This window comes from Polaromonas sp. P1_G1, from assembly GCF_056405595.1.
The window spans coordinates 1-431 of sequence record NZ_JBFUBU010000209.1 but is presented as its reverse complement, the minus strand read 5'-3'; the positions used below and the strand labels follow the sequence as shown (position 1 = coordinate 431).

The window sequence follows — 431 nt, the reverse complement described above, 5'->3', positions numbered from 1 at the left end:
CCAGCAGCACGTGGGGCGAAGCGCTCATGTTTTCCTGGCCACCGGCAATCACAATCTCGCTGTCGCCCCAAGCCACGGACTGGGCTGCCAGCATCACGGCCTTGAGACCGGAGCCGCACACGGCGTTGATGGTCAGCGCGGGGGTTTCCTTGGCGAGGCCGGACTTGATGCCGGCCTGGCGCGCGGGGTTCTGGCCCACACCGGCAGCCAGCACCTGGCCCAGGATCACTTCGCCCACGGCGTCCACGGGCAGGCCGCTGCGCTCCAGCAGGCTCTTGATGACGATGCTGCCCAACTCGGTGGCGGGAGGTTTGGCGAGAGAGCCAGCAAATTTGCCTACGGCGGTGCGAGCTGCAGCAACGATAACGATGTCTTCCATAAGGTGTCTCCTTTATTTAATCAACCAGAAATTCTCAAGCCTTGGCTTGAAC

At 62.6% G+C, this 431-nt stretch carries 1 protein-coding gene; it reads right to left on the bottom strand.

The features are described 5' to 3' along the window. Window positions 1-379, bottom strand: a 379-nt coding sequence (locus AC1D1Y_RS26505) for a thiolase family protein (RefSeq protein WP_477684970.1), incomplete at its 3' end; no start/stop codon positions are given. Window positions 380-431 lie beyond the last annotated feature (52 nt).